General features: G+C 69.4%; 12 protein-coding genes and 2 pseudogenes. 11 read left to right on the top strand and 3 right to left on the bottom strand.

Annotation, left to right across the window (positions count from 1 at the left end; all coding sequences use genetic code 11):
* Position 1 precedes the first annotated feature (1 nt).
* The 9 genes from OG607_RS38255 (at position 2) to OG607_RS38215 (ending at position 10,240) form a co-directional block, all read left to right on the top strand.
* The gene (locus OG607_RS38255; RefSeq protein ID WP_405733758.1) at positions 2 to 874 is read left to right on the top strand and encodes an aldolase; all 873 of its coding nucleotides are present in this window, start codon (positions 2 to 4) and stop codon (positions 872 to 874) included.
* Positions 871 to 1,752 carry a 5-deoxy-glucuronate isomerase gene (gene iolB / locus OG607_RS38250; protein WP_405733755.1) on the top strand — a complete coding sequence of 294 codons (882 nt, stop codon included), beginning with the start codon at positions 871 to 873 and terminating at the stop codon, positions 1,750 to 1,752. The genes OG607_RS38255 and iolB overlap by 4 nt, the downstream gene beginning before the upstream one ends.
* Positions 1,749 to 3,632 carry a 3D-(3,5/4)-trihydroxycyclohexane-1,2-dione acylhydrolase (decyclizing) gene (iolD, locus tag OG607_RS38245; RefSeq protein WP_405733752.1) on the top strand — a complete coding sequence of 628 codons (1,884 nt, stop codon included), beginning with the start codon at positions 1,749 to 1,751 and terminating at the stop codon, positions 3,630 to 3,632. The genes iolB and iolD overlap by 4 nt, the downstream gene beginning before the upstream one ends.
* A 179-nt stretch (positions 3,633 to 3,811) precedes the next feature.
* Positions 3,812 to 4,762 carry a TIM barrel protein gene (locus OG607_RS38240; protein ID WP_405733749.1) on the top strand — a complete coding sequence of 317 codons (951 nt, stop codon included), beginning with the start codon at positions 3,812 to 3,814 and terminating at the stop codon, positions 4,760 to 4,762.
* A gap of 72 nt (positions 4,763 to 4,834) precedes the next feature.
* Positions 4,835 to 5,851 carry a Gfo/Idh/MocA family protein gene (locus OG607_RS38235; RefSeq protein WP_405733746.1) on the top strand — a complete coding sequence of 339 codons (1,017 nt, stop codon included), beginning with the start codon at positions 4,835 to 4,837 and terminating at the stop codon, positions 5,849 to 5,851.
* Entirely contained in the window at positions 5,848 to 6,717 is an 870-nt protein-coding gene (locus OG607_RS38230; RefSeq protein WP_405733743.1) for a sugar phosphate isomerase/epimerase family protein, read from the top strand. Before OG607_RS38235 ends, OG607_RS38230 begins: the two co-directional genes overlap by 4 nt.
* A gap of 404 nt (positions 6,718 to 7,121) precedes the next feature.
* Positions 7,122 to 8,171: a substrate-binding domain-containing protein gene (locus tag OG607_RS38225; protein ID WP_405733740.1), complete on the top strand. Its 1,050-nt coding sequence runs from the start codon at positions 7,122 to 7,124 to the stop codon at positions 8,169 to 8,171.
* A 111-nt stretch (positions 8,172 to 8,282) separates the two neighbouring features.
* Positions 8,283 to 9,395 carry an ABC transporter permease gene (locus OG607_RS38220; protein ID WP_405733737.1) on the top strand — a complete coding sequence of 371 codons (1,113 nt, stop codon included), beginning with the start codon at positions 8,283 to 8,285 and terminating at the stop codon, positions 9,393 to 9,395.
* A 35-nt stretch (positions 9,396 to 9,430) separates the two neighbouring features.
* Positions 9,431 to 10,240, top strand: coding sequence for an ATP-binding cassette domain-containing protein (locus OG607_RS38215; protein WP_405733734.1), 810 nt, complete (start codon positions 9,431 to 9,433; stop codon positions 10,238 to 10,240).
* A 1,033-nt stretch (positions 10,241 to 11,273) separates the two neighbouring features.
* On the opposite strand, the gene OG607_RS38210 is transcribed toward OG607_RS38215, so the two are convergent.
* Both OG607_RS38210 and OG607_RS38205 read right to left on the bottom strand, forming a co-directional pair.
* Positions 11,274 to 11,591 (bottom strand): sarcosine oxidase subunit gamma, encoded by a 318-nt coding sequence (locus tag OG607_RS38210; protein ID WP_405733731.1) that lies wholly within the window; start codon positions 11,589 to 11,591, stop codon positions 11,274 to 11,276.
* A 248-nt stretch (positions 11,592 to 11,839) separates the two neighbouring features.
* Positions 11,840 to 12,120: pseudogene (locus OG607_RS38205) on the bottom strand (glycine cleavage T C-terminal barrel domain-containing protein); the annotation flags it as partial.
* On the opposite strand from OG607_RS38205, the pseudogene OG607_RS38200 reads away from it, so the two are divergent.
* Positions 12,120 to 12,290, top strand: a pseudogene (locus tag OG607_RS38200) (GntR family transcriptional regulator); the annotation flags it as partial. The pseudogenes OG607_RS38205 and OG607_RS38200 overlap by 1 nt on opposite strands.
* 23 nt (positions 12,291 to 12,313) lie before the next feature.
* Here the strand turns inward: OG607_RS38200 and OG607_RS38195 are convergent.
* Positions 12,314 to 14,176 (bottom strand): helix-turn-helix domain-containing protein, encoded by a 1,863-nt coding sequence (locus tag OG607_RS38195; protein WP_405733728.1) that lies wholly within the window; start codon positions 14,174 to 14,176, stop codon positions 12,314 to 12,316.
* 291 nt (positions 14,177 to 14,467) lie between these two features.
* Between OG607_RS38195 and OG607_RS38190 the strand changes: the two genes are divergently transcribed.
* Complete coding sequence (locus OG607_RS38190) at positions 14,468 to 16,501, top strand: FAD-dependent oxidoreductase (protein ID WP_405733725.1); 2,034 nt, start codon at positions 14,468 to 14,470, stop codon at positions 16,499 to 16,501.
* The last annotated feature ends 6 nt before the right edge of the window (positions 16,502 to 16,507 follow it).

Below are 16,507 nucleotides of genomic sequence, written 5' to 3'. Positions count from 1 at the left end.
CGTGCTGTCCGACAATGTGAGCCGGATCGTGGGTGCCCGGGTCAACGACCCCGGGGCTGTCGCCACGGCAGCCGCCCGGCGTATCAGAGCCACCTCGCCGTTCGGCGAGCACGGCAAGGCCATGATCATCGCCGCCGACCATCCCGCGCGCGGCGCCAACGCCGTCGGCGGCGACCCCAGCGCCATGGCCGACCGCTCCAGACTGCTCGACCGGCTGTGCGTCGCCGTGGAGCGGCCGGGCGTGACCGGCGTGCTGGGCACGGCCGACATCCTGGAGGACCTGCTGCTGCTCGGCGTCCTGGACGGCAAGAGCGTCTTCGGTTCCATGAACCGGGCCGGGCTGGCGGGCTCGGTCTTCGAGATCGACGACCGCTTCACCGGCTACGACGCCCAGACCATCGCCGCGATGGGCTTCGACGGCGGCAAGATGCTCACCCGCATCGCCCTGGACGACCCGGCGACCCCGTCCGTCCTTCAGAACACCGCCCGCGCCGTCGATGAACTCAACGACCGCCGGCTCATCGCGATGGTCGAGCCGTTCATATCGCGGTGGCAGGACGGGAGGATCCGCAACGACCTCTCCCCCGATGCCGTGGTCAAGTCGATCACCATCGCCTCGGGACTCGGGCGGCGCACCGCCTACACCTGGCTGAAGCTGCCGGTCGTCGACGACATGGAACGCGTACTGGCCTCCTCCACACTCCCCGCGCTGCTGCTCGGCGGCGAGGTCAAGGACGCCGACGCGGCCTTCGCCTCCTGGGGCAAGGCCCTCAAACAGCCCACCGCTCAGGGCCTGGTCGTGGGCCGCTCCCTGCTCTACCCCTCGGACGGCGACGTGGCCGGCGCCGTGGACCGGGCGGTGAGCCTGCTGTGACCGACGTGAGCACGTACCACCTGCCGAGGGGGACGTCGGCCGACGGTCCGTACGACCTCCTGGTCACACCCGAGTCGGCGGGCTGGGGTCACTCAGGGCTCAGGATCCTGACCCTGGGGCCGGGCCAGGCGCACACACTGTTCACCGGGGAGTTCGAGTTCCTGGTACTGCCGCTGAGCGGTCGCTGCACGGTCGCGGTCGACGGGCAGACCTTCGAACTGGACGGCCGTAGGTGCGTGTTCGCCTCGGTCACCGACTTCGCGTACCTCCCCCGCGAATCGGAGGCCCTCATCGGCAGCGCGGCCGGAGGACGGTTCGCGCTGCCCTCCGCCCGTACCGAGCGGGGCAGCCTCCCCGCCCGGTACGGGCCGAAGGAGGACGTGCCCGTGGAGCTGCGCGGCGCCGGGAACTGCTCCCGCCAGGTCAACAACTACTGCCTGCCCGGCACCTTCGAGGCCGAGCAGCTCCTGGTCTGCGAGGTGCTGACGCCCGGCGGCAACTGGTCCTCGTACCCGCCCCACAAGCACGACCAGGCGCGGCCCGGGACGGAGTCCGAGCTGGAGGAGATCTACTACTTCCAGATCGCGGGCGAGAACGGCTTCGCCTACCAGCGGGTCTACGGCACCCAGGACCGGCCGATCGACGTACTCGCCGAGGTCCGCTCCGGCGACACCGTGCTCATCCCGCACGGCTGGCACGGCCCGTCGATCGCCGCACCCGGCTACGACCTCTACTACCTCAACGTCATGGCGGGCCCCGGGCAGGACCGCGCCTGGCTGATCTGCGACGACCCCGCCCACGGGTGGGTGCGCGGCACCTGGGACTCCCAGAGCGTCGACCCCCGTCTCCCCTTCGGCGGCGAGGAGGCCGGACGATGACGACCATCCGACTCACCACGGCCCAGGCCCTGGTGCGCTTCCTGGCGAACCAGTACAGCGAGCGCGACGGCCACGAGCAGCGGCTGATCCCGGGCGTCTGGGGGATCTTCGGGCACGGCAACGTGGCCGGGATCGGCCAGGCCCTGCTACAAGCCGCCGTCACCGGCGAGGCCGATCTGCCCTACTACCTCGCCCGCAACGAACAGGGCATGGTGCACGCGTCGGTGGCGTACGCCAAGATGCGCGACCGGCTGGCGACCTTCGCCTGCTCGGCGTCGACCGGCCCCGGCTCCACCAACATGATCACCGGCGCGGCACTGGCCACAACCAACCGGATCCCGGTCCTGCTGCTGCCCAGCGACATGTTCGCCACCCGCGCCGCCGACCCGGTCCTCCAGCAACTGGAGGACACCCGCGGCGGAGACGTCACCGTCAACGACGCCTTCCGCGCCGTGTCGAAATACTTCGACCGCATCTCCCGCCCCGAGCAGCTCATCCCCGCCGCGCTGGCCGCCATGCGGGTACTGACCGACCCGGTCGAGACCGGCGCCGTCACCCTCTCCCTGCCACAGGACGTACAGGCCGAGGCCTTCGACTGGCCTGCCGCGTTCTTCCGCCGCCGGGTCTGGCACATCGGCCGCGCGCTGCCCGAGCCGGATGCGGTCGAGCGGGCCGCCCGGCTCCTGCGCAGCGCCAGGAAGCCGCTGATCGTGGCCGGTGGCGGGGCCGTCTACTCGGGCGCCGAGACGCAGCTGCGGGCCTTCGCGCAGGCCACCGGCGTCCCGGTCGCCGACACCCACGCCGGCAAAGGCGCCGTGCCCTGGGACCACCCGTACGCGGTCGGCGGCATCGGCTCGACCGGCTCGTACGCGGCGAACGAACTGGCCAGGGAAGCCGACCTCGTCCTCGGCATCGGCACCCGCTACAGCGACTTCACCACCGCCAGCCACACCGTCTTCGCCAACCCCGATGTCACCTTCGTCAACCTCAATGTCGCCCGCCTGGACGCCGTCAAACACTCGGCCGAACCCCTGGTCGCCGACGCCCGCCTCGGCATCCAGGCCCTCGCCGCAGCGCTCACGGACTGGGCGACCGGACGGGAGTACCAAACGCACACCCGTGAGCTGATCGCCCGCACACGGAACATCGAGCAGGAGTGCCTCGCCCCCGACCGCAACACCGGCCCCCTGCCCGCGCAGACGCAGATCCTCGGCGCCCTGGGCGAGGTGCTCGACGACCGCGACGTGGTCATCAACGCCGCCGGCTCCATGCCCGGCGACCTACAACAGCTATGGCGGGCACGGGATCCGAAGGCCTACCACGTCGAATACGCCTACTCCTGCATGGGCTACGAGATCGCCGCCGGCGTCGGCGCCAAAATGGCCGACCCGTCCCGCGAGGTCGTCGTCCTCGTCGGCGACGGCTCCTATCTGATGATGGCCCAGGAGATCGCGACCATGGTCTCCGAGGGCCTGAAGGTCATCATCGTCCTCGTCCAGAACCACGGCTTCGCCTCCATCGGCTCGCTGTCCGAGTCGCTCGGCTCGCAGCGGTTCGGCACCAACTACCGCTTCCGCAACGGTGATTCCGGCCTCCTTGATGGCAGCGTCCTGCCCGTCGACCTCGCCGCCAACGCCGCCTCCCTCGGCGCCGACGTCCTGCACGCGACCTCCGTTGAGGAGTTCCGTACCGCGATGGAGAAAGCCAAGGCCGCGACCCGCACCACCGTCGTCCACATCGAGACCGACCTGTACGGGCCGAACCCTCCCGGGCACGGCTGGTGGGACGTCCCCGTCAGCCAGACCTCCGCCCTGGACTCCACCCGCGCCGCCTACGAGACGTACGCCGCCCACAAGCTCACCCAACGTCACTACCTGTAAAGCCCCGGCTGCGAAGGACCCCTCACCAGCCCTCAAGGTCGTCACCACCCGCCGGCCCCGGCCCACCCAGCACGTCACCGCTGGGTTCGGCCTCCCGACGTCCAGCTGACCCAACCCGGTGACGGCAGAGCCCTCTTCCTGCCCATCCCCACCCATTCTCTCCTCCAAGGACGTACACCATGGCAACGACGCCATCCGCCCTCCGCACCGTCGTGGGCAACCTGTGCCTCGGCTCCGCGCCCGATTCGTGGGGCGTCTGGTTCCCCGAGGACGAGCACCAGGTCCCGTACACCCGCTTCCTCGACGAGCTGGCCGAGGCCGGTTACCAGTGGCTGGAGCTCGGGCCGTACGGCTACCTCCCCACCGACCCGCAGCGTCTCAAGGCCGAGCTCGACGCCCGCGGCCTGCAGGTCTCCGGCGGCACGGCCTTTGGCGCGCTGCACCGCCCGGAGGCTTGGGACGAGATGCTCGCCCACGTCCGGCAGGTGGCCACGCTGACCGCCGCGGCGGGCGCCCACCACCTGGTCCTCATCCCGCCCATGTACCGGGACGAGAAGACCGGCGCGTTCACCGAGTCGCCGGAGTTGACCGCGCAGCAGTGGGCTGGCTTCGGCCGGGCCGCCGACCGGCTGGGCAGGCTGCTCCTCGACGAGTACGACGTACGCCTCGTCATCCACCCGCACGCCGACAGTCACATCCAGACGCAGCCGGAGATCGAGCGGCTGCTGAACGAGTCCGACGGCCGCTACACCAACCTCTGCCTGGACACCGGGCACGTCGCCTACGGCGGCGGCGACAACCTCGACCTGATCCGCCGTTTCGGCGAGCGGGTCGGCTACGTCCACATCAAGCAGATGGACCCCGAGATCCTCGCCCAGGTCGCTGCCGAGAACCTCTCCTTCGGCGAGGCCGTCAAGCGCGGGGTGTGCGTGTCGCCTCCGGCGGGAGTGCCCAAGCCGGCCGACGTGGTGGCTGAACTCGCCGCGCTGGACGCCGAGTTGTTCGTGATCGTCGAGCAGGACCTGTATCCGTGCGCCCCCGATGTGCCGCTGCCCATCGCGGTCAGCACGCGTGAGCACCTGGCCGGCTGCGGTCTGACCGGTATCCGGCGCCCCGCCGTCGACAAGTAGGTCCGGCACTGCTGAATCCCCTTCGTCCCCGGGCCGACAGCGGCCCGGGGCCCGCAGAAAGGACCACCACCCATGACTGTGCGCGTAGGCGTCATCGGCGCCGGCTGGATCGGCAAGGAGCACATCGGCCGCCTCACCGACACCGTCACCGGCGCCCGTGTCACCGCGGTCACCGACATCGACACCGCCCGCGCCGAGGAGGCGGCGGCGCCGGTCGGCGCCCGGGTCCTGCCCGACGGCGCGGCCCTGATCGCGGCGGACGACGTCGACGCCGTCCTCGTGACCTCCTGGGGCCCCACCCACGCCGAGCATGTGCTGGACGCGATAGCCGCCGGCAAGCCGGTGTTCTGCGAGAAACCCCTCGCGACGACCGCCGAGGACTGCCTGAAGATCATCGAGGCCGAGACGGCACACGGCCGCCGCCTGGTCCAGGTGGGCTTCATGCGCCGCTACGACGCCGGATACCGGCAGATGAAGCAGGTCATCGACTCCGGCCGCATCGGTGAGCCGCTGATCGTGCACTGCGCCCACCGCAACCCGGCCGTCCCGGCCTCGTACACCTCCGCCATGGCCGCCCTGGACACAGCGGTGCACGAGGTGGACGTACTGCGCTGGCTGCTCGACGACGAGATCATTTCCACCCAGGTGGTCACCCCGCGCGCCACGAGCAAGCGGTTCGCCCACCTGAAGGACCCGCAGATCATGCTCTTCGAGACCGCCAAGGGCGTCCGCATCGATCTGGAGGTCTTCGTCAACTGCCAGTACGGCTACGACATCCAGTGCGAGGCGGTCGGCGAGGAGGGACTCGTCCGGCTGCCCGACCCGCCCGCCGTCGGCCTGCGCAGCGCGGGACAGCACAGCACGCAGGTGCTCACGGACTGGGTGGGCCGCTTCGCGGACGCCTTCGACACCGAGTTCCGCGAGTGGATCGCGGGCCTCGCCGCCGGCGACCAACCCACAGGCCCCTCCGCGTGGGACGGCTACGCCGCCACCGTCATCACCAGCGCGACCGTCGAGGCCCTGGAATCGGGCCGCGTCGTCGCCACAGACCTCAAGCCCCGCCCCGCGCTCTACGGAGGTGCCGCATGAAGATCGCCCTCGACCCCTACATGTTCCGCGCCCTGCCGATCGACGACATGGTGCGCACGGTCGCCGAACTCGGCTACGAATACATCGAGTTGTCACCGCGCGACGACTTCATGCCCTTCTTCCTGCACCCGCGGGCGGACGACGAGCGCATCGCGCAGCTGAAGACCTCGCTGCGCACGCACGGGGTGAAGCTGTCCTCCGTCCTGCCCCTCTACAAGTGGTCCTCTCCTGACGAGACCGAGCGGCAGGCCGCAGTCCGCTGCTGGAAGCGGATGATCGAGATCACCTCCGACCTCGAATGCCCGCTGATGAACTCGGAGTTCAACGGCCGCCCCGAGCGCGCCGCCGAGAGCGAGGCCGCCTTCTGGCACTCCCTCGAAGAGCTGCAGCCCCTCTTCGAGCGGGAGGGCATCGCCTTGAACCTGGAGGCCCACCCGGACGACTTCTGCGAGGAGAACACCCCCGCTGTCGACCTGGTCCGCGCCATCAACAAGCCCTGGGTGAACTACCTCTACTGCGCCCCCCACAGCTTCCACCTCTCGGGCGCCTCGCAGGTCGGAGCGGACATCGCGGCGATGATGCGCTACGCCGGCGACAAGCTGAAGCACGTGCACATCGCCGACTCCTTCAACCACAAGGGATCCTCCGGCCTGCGCTACATCCTCAACCCGCCAGGCACCACGGCCCGCATCCACCAGCACCTGGACATCGGCCAGGGCGAGGTCGACTGGGACGCATTCTTCGGCACCCTGCGCGAGCTGAACTTCGACGGCGTCGCCACCGCCTGCGTCTTCGCCTGGGAGGAACGCGCCCGCGAATCCTCCGCGTTCATGCTCGACCGCATCACCAAGGAACTCCCCGCCTGAGACCGGCCGGCACACGCGGCGATCCCGCGTGAATAATTTCCAATAGAACCAGAGCACTCTATAAACCTCACTTACCGCAGCAAGTAAAGAAATCCTTGCCAAGCGCTGATCGACGCGCGGTAGGGCTATTTGACCTGCGGAAAAGCACTTCTCCACACACAAAAAAGGCGCACCTGAATATGCACCGAATCTCCGTAACCTATTCGTTAGAATTCGCCTCGGAAAACCGCATTGACACCTTCAACTAAAAGGGCATTAATTCTCACCAAAGAGGTTCCCCGCCAGGTCTTCGCCGAGACCAGGACCTCATTCCGTTCCGCGCCGCTCGAAAAATCCTCAGTCAGTCCCGCGCCCCCTGCGGGCCGACGGCGCCGGCGCATATTCCTCAAAGGAGAGGCTGGACCATGCCGCACACCGCTCACTCGCCCCGAAGAGCACGCCGGGTCTCCGGCTGGCGCGCACTCGCCGTCGTCCCCGCACTGGCTCTGCTCGCAGTGGGCTGTTCCCAGGGCACGGATGCCACCGCATCGGCTTCGGGCAAGGGAACGACGCTGAAGTCGGGCCTCGGCAGCAAGGCCAAGGACCGCAAGGTCACCTTCCTGCTCCCCCAGGACCCGGGAGACCCGTTCTGGACCACCATCGCGCAGGGCGCCAAGGACGCGGCGCAGCTGCTCAACCTCGACCTGAACATGCAGACCAGCTCGGGCGATCAGACCAAGTACAACGACCTGATCGGCAGCGCGGTCGCCGACAAGCCGGCGGCTCTGGCCGTCGTACTGGACGACCCCAACAAGTACACCGAGAACGTCTGCGCGGCCCAGAAGGCCGGCATCCCCGTGATGAGCTACAACATCACCCAGACGGGCAAGGTCGGCGCCTGCACGCTCGGCTTCGTCGGACAGGACTTCGAAGAGGTCGGCTATCTGCTCGGCAAGCGCCTCCTGGCCGACAACCCGACCATCGGCAAGGGCGATGTCGTCCTGACGCCCGTGGAGTTCCCGGACCAGGTCTACGCCGTCCAGCGCCACGCCGGCGTCCAGCGCGCCCTGGACGAGGTGGGCGCCAAGACGGACATCCTCGCCACGGGCATCGAGGACTCCGCCGCCCTGGACAAGATCACGCAGTACCTGCTCGGCCACAAGAAGACAGCCGCCATCGTCCCGCTGGGCGGCACCCCGCACCGCAACGTCGTCAAGGCCATGGAGGACTCCGGTGTGAAGGTGCCCGTCGTCGGCTTCGACCTGGCACCGCAGATCGTCACCGGTATCGAGTCCGGCGCCATCGACGCGGCGGCCGACCAGCAGGGCTACGTCCAGGGCTTCCAGACGGTCATGGAACTCGGCCTGAAGCTGGACTTCGGTCTCAGCCCGGCCAGCATCAACTCCGGTGGCAGCGGCCTGGTCGACAAGTCCAACGTCAGCATCGCCAAGGACCTCGCCGGCAAGGTCCGCTGACCACACCGCACCGACCTCCGGAGCCACCACATCCGCCGACGATTCGGCTCGGGGCGGCCAGGCACCATCGGCCGGCCGCCCCGCCACCTCAACCAGGAAGGCAGTACGACCATGAGCGAGCGGAGCGGTCAGGTGACCGCGGGAAGCATCCCGGTGGCAGGGGGCGCCGCCGTAGAGGAGGACGCCACAACAGGGGGCGAGACCGCCCAGAAGCGGACTCTCGCGGACTCCGCCCCCGCCACCACGACCGACCGGCTGGCCGAGCGCCTGCGCCAGGTCCGCGGGCGTGGCGCGCTGGAGATCGGCCTGGTCTTCGCCCTGGTGCAGCTCGGCTGCATCATCTACTACCTCGTGGACCCCGTGGGCTTCCCCTACCTGGACAAAGCGAACTTCAACGTCCTCAGCCAGAGCATCCCCGTGCTGGCGATCCTCGCCATCGGCGCCGGCGTCCTGATCATCGCCGGTGAGTTCGACCTGTCACTCGGCGCCAACTTCACCTTCTGCGCCCTGGTGTTCACCAGGTGGTACACCGACGGGGCGGGCGCCTGGACCGCCTCCGGCATGGCCCTGGTCACCGGTGTGGCGATCGCCCTTCTGAACGGCGTCCTCGTCACCAAGGCCAGGATTCCCTCCTTCATCGTGACGCTCGGCATGATGCTCTTCTGGGAAGGCGCGGCTCTCTTCTACAACGGAACCACGGCCGCCCTGCTGGTCCCCAGCGACACGGTCAAGCAGGTCTTCACCGCCGACCTCGGCTTCTTCCGCGGCCAGGTGCTGTGGCTGCTCGGCGTCGGTGTCCTGTTCTGGCTGCTGGTGCACCGGCACCGGCTCGGCAACCACATCTTCGCCGTCGGCGGCAACCCCGCGGCTGCCCGCGCGATCTCCATCAACCCCGACCGGGTCAAGATCATCGCGTTCGGCATCCTCGGGGTGTGCGTGGCGCTCGCCGCCATCCTGACCGCCGTCCGCACCGGTTCGGTCCAGCCCGGCACCGGTCGCGGCATGGAGCTCAAAGCGATCGCAGCCGCCGTCGTCGGCGGGGTCGCGCTGTCCGGCGGCCGCGGCAGCGTCCTGGGCATGGTCCTCGGCGCGGCCCTCATCCTCACCGTGCAGGACATCCTGCTTCTCGGCGGTGCGCCCGGCTTCTACCTGGACCTCTTCGTCGGACTGATCATCGTCGCCGCAGCCTTCTTCAACCGCATGATCGAGGGGATGGCGAAGTGAGCGCCGCCGAGCCCACCGCCGGAAACGGAGCAACCATGTCCCCCACTGCCGCTGCCACCGCGGAACGCACGGGTGAGGTCCTGCTGGAACTGTCCGGCATCACCAAGCGGTACGGAGCCAACACCGTCCTGGACGACGTCAGCTTCACCATCCACCAGGGCGAGGTCGTCGGCCTGCTCGGCGACAACGGCGCCGGCAAGTCGACGCTGGTCAAGGCGATGTCCGGAGTCGTCACCGTCCAAGAGGGCGACTACCTGTGGCGCGGCGAGAAGCTGACCACGATCAACCGCCAGGAGACCGAGAAGCGCGGCGTCGAGACGATCTTCCAGGACTCCGCCCTGGTGCCGTCCATGACCATCACCCGCAACATCTTCATGGGCCGCGAACTCACCAATCCTCTCGGGCTGATGAGGCTGAAGAAGATGGACGCGATCGCCGCACAGATCCTCGACAGCGTCGTCACCATCGAGGGCATCAAGAGCCCTCGCCAACTGGTCGGTTCGCTCTCCGGCGGACAGCAGCAGGCCGTGGCGATCGCCCGCGCGGTGCACTTCAAGCGCAGCCTGCTGATCCTGGACGAGCCGACCAGCGCACTGGCCGTACGCGCGACCGAGGCCCTCCTCAACTACCTGCTGCAGCTGAAGCAGGAGGGAGTCAGCTCCGTGCTGGTCACCCACAACCTGCACCACGCCTACCAGATATGCGACCGGCACATCGTGATGAACCACGGACGCAAGATCCTCGACGTACGCCGCAAGGACACCAGCGTCGAAGAACTCACCGCCGCCGTCGTCGAAGGGCCGGAGGGCCTGCGCCGCCACCGAGAGGGCAAACCCCTCGCCTAACAACACCCGCGCCGAAGTGACCCTTCCCCCAATGGCGAGGCCGGGCCTGCCGGACAGGACCGGCAGGCCCGGCCTCGTTTCAAAGCGAAGTGGCTGGTTGGTACCGGCTGCCCTGGGTTACTCCCAGTAGGTTCCAGCCAGGCTGCCGTCGTATCCGAGTACTTGGACGGCTGCCGTCACGCTCTCGAACATCTCGCAGAACAGCCAATTCAGCGCCGGCTGGGCACCTCAGCACGCATGACGACCCGTCATGACGTGCGTCAAACGTGCGTCACGTGCGTCGATCATGCGTCAAGATACCGCCCGTAACGCCCACAACGCACATGACGCACTCCGGCTAAAACCGCAGGTCAGACCCCCTTTGCGGCAGGCTCAAGGATCGCCACGCACTCCACGTGGTGCGTCATCGGGAATAGTTCGAACGCGCACCACCAGACCGGCCCGGTGGCCCTCGTCGGCACAGTACTCGGGCCGCGAACGAGGGAGGGGCCCGGGTCTCAGGCAGCGGCAGCGATGCGTCGGGCATCTCGCGGAGACGCCCGCGGACGTAGACTGCAGATGGCAGATGGGCACCAGGTCAGCCGGATGTCCTACGCGCAGCGTCACCAGCGCGAGCCGCGGCGGTGACGGACGCAGAGGTTACGTTCTGATTACCGACGGTGACCGGGTGGGGAATGTCGATCGCTTCGAGGACGGCCACGAGAAGGTCACGCAGCGGGCAGGAGCGGGGATAACGTTCACGGTGGGTCTGGCTCCCTGATGCCGAGGCGTCTGGGATCAAGGCGCGCCGTTCCGTGATGGCACACACCGGGAGGCGGCCCTGTGGCCCCGAGACCGGAGAGCGGGAACCAGGGCGGAGCGCGTGCATCGCAGTGCACATCGAGTGCACTCGAGAGGGAGAATCCCTGAGAAACGGCGAGAACTATCGAGACGTGTTTCCGCAGGTCAATGCGCACTTTGAGGAATCGCCCGAGGTCACAGAGAGTGCACCTCCACTGGTACTTCCAGTGGTTCACCGTGCTGTTCTTGACGGTCACTGTGGGCGCGGGGGCCCTGTACCGGGCGCTGAGCGCACAACGCGGGCACTCGGCTGAAGAACCCGCTCCGGCTCTCCCGGAACCGATTCGATAACCGCCGGGTAATCGGCGAACGAGGACCGCGGGAACAGCCGGTACGTCGGCACGTCGTCGACCTGCCAGAGCAGCACCGCGACAGGCCCCACCGTGGTCGACACCGCCTGGCCGGGACCGAAGGCCCGAGGATGCAGGTTCAACGGGCAGCCCTTCTCCAGCACCTGCCGGGCGGCCGGGCCGCTCAGCTCCAGTGTGGTGCGGTTCGCCGAGACGTCCACGGCCGATCCGGGGTCTCCTCCGAGTGCCTCCCGCAACTCGGCGGCCACGGCGGTCCCGTCGGCTTCTCGATGCGGCCGGCCGCATCGCAGGCGGGGTCGACGCGCAGGTTCACCATGGTGATGAACGGCCACTCGGTCAGCGTGACGCCGCGGGCACCGGTGATGACGGCGGCGCGCATCCGCTCCGCCTGATGTGCCAGGGGCTGGTTCGCAGGGCCACCGGGCCTGCGCTTGCGTCGATCGTCGGCTCAGCCATCTCGCCTGGTCCCTTCGGGGTCGTAGAGGACGGGTCGGCCACCTCGACGGGCACCAGGTCCTCGCCCACCGCGGCGAGCTGGGTCTCGCCGATCCTGGCCCGCCCGTCGGCGACGAGGGCGAGGGCGAAGGGGCGGCCGAGGGCCGGACTGTGGTAGCTGGAGGTGACGTGGCCGAGCATCGGCACCGGCCCGGCCTCGGGGGTGATGGGTACGTTGGGCGCGACGAGTTGGGTGCCCTCGGGCAGCCGGGTCCTGCGATCGCTCGGCAGCAGCCACCCGCATCTGGTGCCTGTTCGTCGACCGGCTGCCCGGCATGGCCGGCCACGTCGAAGAGCACGGCCCCTCGCTGGAGGCAATCGTCGCCGGTGACCCCGGCACAGCGGCACAGCTCGCCCGGAGCCATGTCGAGGGCTTCGAACGGGCCATTCGCGACGCCATCTGAGCTGCCCCCGGGAGGTCTCCGCGTCAGTGCGCGGCGCCCCGCGGATCCTCCCGGCGCAGGCGGGGCCTGCCCGCCAGGGTGGTCCACAGGTGGTGCGAGGCGGCGTCGTCCTCGGGGAGTCGGGCGATCATGTAGCGGACGCAGCGTTCGATCTTGACCCGCCACAGGCGGGCCGCCTCGTTTCCGTCGGCGTTGCGCAACGCGTCGTAGACGGCGGTGTCCTCGTCGGCGATGGTGTCGCAGGCCTGGCTGTAGTCCATGTCCAGAACCGTGACGAACATGCGCAGCCGGGCCGTGAGGCGTTCGAAGGTGCGGGCCGCCTGCGGGAGGTCCGCGGTACGGGCGAGGGCGTCCTGGAACCACAGGTCGACTTCACGCATGCGGGCGTGATCGCCGTCCCGGGCGGCGGCGTGGACCTCCGCCAGGGCCGCTGAGGCCGGAGCGAGATGCTCGCGGCCGAGCATGGCGACGCGGCGGATGAGCAGCGTACCGAGGCCGGCGCGCAGGGCGTAGAGATCGAGGACGTCCTTCGTCGTGACGGCGGGGACGGCGGTCGCGCCGTCCGGGAGCAGGTCGAGCATCCCCTCTTCGGCCAGCGCCCGCAGCCCCGCGCGGATGACCCGGCGTGAGAAACCCAGGCGGACCGCGAGCGGCGCCTCCCGGACACGGTCGCCGGGCCGGTGAGAACCGGCGAGGAGAGCTTCGCGCAGCAGGCCTACGACGGGGTCGGTGGTGATGGGGGCGCCGGGCGGAGCGTCGGGGGAGGTGATCCGGGGCGCCGTGGGGACGTCCGGGTGGCCGGCCGCGCGCCCGTCCGGGGCGTTCGAGTCGTTGTCAGGGCCGCAGATGGCCGGGATGTCGTACGGCGGGCGCGGAGCGGCGATCCGGGTGAAGGGAGCTGCGGAGGGCGTCCACGTGGTGGACCAGGTCAGCAGGGCCTCGCGCAGGCGGGGCAGGTCGGGGGCGGCCTCGCGAGGGAGCTGAGCACCGGCGGCGAGGAGGCGCTGGGTCTCGTCGGTCCACGTCGCCGAGGTGGGTGCGCGGTGCCAGCGCAGGCGCGGGGGCGGTAGCCCGGCCGTGTCCGGCCGCTCGGGGGTGCCGCACGCCTCCGCCGGTACGCCGTGCGCCAGCAGGTGCACGAATGTCCCGGCACCTGCTGCCGACGTCACCTGCTCCAGGAACGCGCGCAGGGCCGGAAGTTCCGTCCAGGGCGCGTCCTGCGTGTGCTGCTTGCCCCGCAGCGCTGCGAAGGCGCAGGCCACGGCCAGTACGTGGGATGCCTCCCGGTCCTGGCCGAACAGCCGGCCCGCGGCGGTCGGCGCAGAGGTGCGTACGGCCCCGCCGCCGCCCGCCCGGGCTGTCACGGCGAGCACGCACACCGGCGGGGCCACGAACAGACCGACCACTTCCTCGGCGCGGTCCGGCAGGGACCACGCCCGGCGCGGCCCGACCGTGGCGCGCGCCCTCGGCCGGACGCGGTGAGTCCGCCAGATCCGGCTCACCGTGCTCTGGCTCAGGCCGGTCTCGGCCGCCATGGAACGGGTCGACCAGGTTTGTCTCGCACCAGCCGGTGGCGGGGCGAGTGTGCGGCCGAGGACGTGCGCCACGGTGTCGTCGTCGGCAGCGGGAGGCCGCCCGGGACGGGGTTGCTCGTCCAGGCCGTCCAGCCGTTCGGCGAGGAAGCGTGCGCGCCACTTGCCGACCATGTCGCGCGAGATACCGAGGCGTTGGGCCACGGCGGTATTGGTGGGCTCGTCCGCGCACGCCAGCACGATCTGCGCACGCAGGGCCCGGGCCTGTGAGCAGGCGCGGCTGCGGGTCCTGAGCAGCAACGCGGCCCGTTCGTCCTCGGTGAGGATCACGGCGTTGCGGGGACGGCCGGCCATGACGGCAACCGTAGCCGAATTTCTGATTCAGATGTACCCCGGCATCCGCGGGACAGCGGGGGCATTGTTGGCGGTCCCCGGCCCTCACATACTTCGTTGCCACCGGGTGCCACGCTCCCGGGAGCCCGGGCCGATGACGCTCGCCGGGCAGCACTCACGACAGCGACAAGACATCAACCCCGACCTGCACCGGACCTGCGGTCCACGCGCTGCACTGCTCGCGCACCAACCACGTCATGCACAACCACGGGCGCTGATCCCGTCCTTCCAGAGAATCCGCGGAGGTGTGAGGTGACCGTCAACGACCCCTTGATGAGTCCGTTCGTCCTCAAGAACGTGACTCTGCGCAACCGCATCGTCAGCACGTCCCACGAGCCGGCGTACAGCGAGGACGGCCTGCCCAAGGACCGCTACCGCGCCTACCACGTCGAGAAGGCCCGTGGCGGCGTCGGGTTGACCATGATCGGCGGCAGCGCTCTCGTCAGCCGTGACAGCGCACCCGCATTCGGAAATCTGCAGCTCTGGAAGGACGAGGCGGAGCCTTGGCTGCGTCGGCTCGCCGACGAGGTCCACGAGCAGGGCACAGCCGTGATGACTCAGCTCACGCACCTCGGTCACCGCACCAGCAATTACGCCGACAACTGGGTCCCGGCGATCTCGGCGAGCAATGTCCGCGAGCCCGCACACCGCGCGTTCGCCAAGGCGGCCGAGCCATGGGACCTCGACCGGGTGCTGCAGGACTTCGTCGACGTCGCGCAGCGCTGCCGGTCCGCGGGGCTCGACGGCATTGAACTCATGACCTATGGGCACTTCCTGGACTCGTTCTGGACGCCTTTCTGGAACCACCGTGACGACGAGTACGGCGGCTCCTACGAAAACCGGATGCGGTACCCGCTCCGGGTCATTCGCGCCGTCCGCGAAGCGGTCGGTCCGGAGTTCGTCATCGGCGCGCGCATGACCTTCGACGAGGAGCGCGAGGGAGGCCTCGAGACGCACGAGGCACTGCGCATTGCCGAGGACATCACCGAAGCCGGGATCGACTTCATCAGCCTGATCAAGGGGTCGATCGGCACCGACGCCGACATGGCCCGCGTCATTCCGCCGATGTCCACGCCGGCCGCTCCTCACCTGGAGTTCGCCGGGCGGATCAAGCAGAGGCTCTCCGTCCCGGTCATGCACGCCGCCCGGATCAGCGATGTCGCCACCGCGCGGTACGCGATCGCCGAGGGCCTGCTCGATCTTGTCGGCATGACCAGGGCGTTGATGGCCGACCCCGAGTTGCCCAACAAGGTCCGTGACGGTCACACGGACCGGATCCGTCCGTGCGTCGGCGCCAACATGTGCATCGACGGCATCTACAGCTCCGGCTCGGCCTTCTGCATGCACAACCCGTCCACCGGCCGCGAGCTCGAGGTCCCCCAGCGCATCGACCGTGCGAGCAGGACGAGGCGCGTGGCGGTGGTCGGAGCCGGACCCGCCGGTCTGGAAGCGTCCCGCGTCCTCGCCGAGCGCGGTCACGACGTGCATCTCTTCGAGGCCGGCGACAAGGTGGGCGGGCAGCTGCTGCTGGCCTCGGTGGCCCCTCGCCGTCGCGATCTTCGCGGAATCATCGACTGGAGAACGGACGAGCTCGCCCGCCTGGGCGTTCCGATCTCACTGAACACCTACGTCGACGGCCCGACGCTCCTCTCGCAGCCATGGGACGTCGTGATCGTCGCGACCGGCGGCACTCCTGCGACACCCCGCATTCCCGGGGCCGGCCTGGTCCATGACACCTGGGACGTACTTGCCGGGGCGCGACGGCCGCAGGGGCATGTGATGGTCTACGACGACCACGGCGGCAACCAGGCGCTCGATGCGGTGGAGGCCCTCGTCCGAGGAGGCGCCACCATTGAGATCGTCACGCCGGAGCGAACGCTCTCACCCGACGTCGGCTCGCTCACGGCGTCCGGTTACTTCAACTCGCTTGCGGAGAACGGTGTCGCGGTCACCGTCCTCCGACGGCTGCACCGGGTCACCAGGACTCCGGAGGGCTTGGAGGCCGAACTCGGTGTGGACGGCTTCGCGTTCCGTGAGCACCGCACTTTCGATGCCGTCGTGGCTGAGATGGGCACCGATCCGGTCCAGGAGCTCTACGACGAGCTGCTTGATTCCTCGACCAACCTGGGGGCGGTCGACGTGGCGGAACTGCTGGCTCGCAGGCCCCAGTCGGTGGTGCGCAATGAAGACGGTTCGTTCCAGCTGTTCCGCATAGGGGACGCGGTGGCAAGCAGGAATGTCCATGCCGCGATGCTGGATGCGGCCCGCCTCTGCCGAACGATCTGAAACTCG

It is taken from the genome of Streptomyces sp. NBC_01537, assembly GCF_045040445.1.
Taxonomy (GTDB): Bacteria; Actinomycetota; Actinomycetes; order Streptomycetales; family Streptomycetaceae; genus Actinacidiphila.
The sequence above is the reverse complement of the archived record's forward strand: the minus strand, read 5'-3'. Positions and strand labels throughout refer to the sequence as shown.